Annotated in this window: 1 protein-coding gene; it reads left to right on the forward strand. The window is 42.6% G+C overall.

Annotated features, from left to right (window positions below; all coding sequences use genetic code 11):
• Window positions 1-580: 580 nt before the first annotated feature.
• A partial coding sequence (locus RXX31_RS24650; protein WP_317592209.1) for a bile acid:sodium symporter occupies window positions 581-1,041 on the forward strand: 461 nt, incomplete at its 3' end.

Genomic DNA, 1,041 nt, shown 5'->3' on the forward strand with positions numbered 1-1,041 from the left:
TCCTGTAGTAAATGGCATATCTGGATTAAGCGTTTATCCGTTGGGTAAGGCAACGCCATTTCCACCGTCGTTAGTGATTCGAATTGGTCAATGATAACTTGAGCCACTCTCGCCTGCTTTGATTCCTTACTATAGTGCGGCGGATAATTCGAAAAATGAATGATTAATTCTCTGAGTAAGGGGGTCATTTGACACACTAACGGACGCTGCCATGCAGAATGTGTAATTGTATCTGATGCAACATATAAGCTACGCATTTCGCTCGTCTTATCAGATATGACACGATGTTTGACACCATTTGGGATCCAAATCCCATAATTTGGTATCGATATATAACTGGAATTTATCGTTTCTACTTTTAATATTCCGGATGAAACATAAGTGAACTGGCCCCAAGTGTGCTGGTGCCACTCGGTTATGCTACCACCAGCTCCCCAGCTTTCAGAGCGAGACCAAATAGGACGAGGCAACTCTGTCATCTCCGGAATGGTTCTTGTTTGTCTTGTATTCATCATATCTTGTCTAATATTCGGCAGAGAGACAATGCATATCAGAGTACACTGTTAGGAAATCTCTGTATATGACAGGTGTAGTTGTGTTAGAAAAAATAAAAAAAGAGTGGTTCTTGCTGGGAATGCTTAGTGCTATCGCTCTCTCTTTCTTGTCTCCTGAGGTAGGGCGAAGCGGTGGGTGGTTACAATTAGATAAGTTCACTCAATTGGGAATTGCTGTGATTTTCTTCCTGCATGGTATCCATTTATCCCCGGCAAAATTAAAACAGGGGATAAGTAATTGGCCATTGCACTTGCTCATTCAGTTGACCACGTTTGTTGTCTACCCGTTAATTTGGGTTGTCTCTGCTAATGGACTGAATGCCATTTTTCCTTCGGCATTAGCTTTGGGATTCTGCTATTTGTTTGCTTTACCGGGCACTGTGTCATCCTCGGTTGCGATGACAAGCTTAGCGAAAGGCAATGTACCTGGTGCAATTTTTAATGCTTCGCTATCGAGTGTCATCGGTGTTGCTTTGACTCCACTATT

This window comes from Vibrio sp. EA2, from assembly GCF_033042495.1.
Taxonomy (GTDB): domain Bacteria; phylum Pseudomonadota; class Gammaproteobacteria; order Enterobacterales; family Vibrionaceae; genus Vibrio.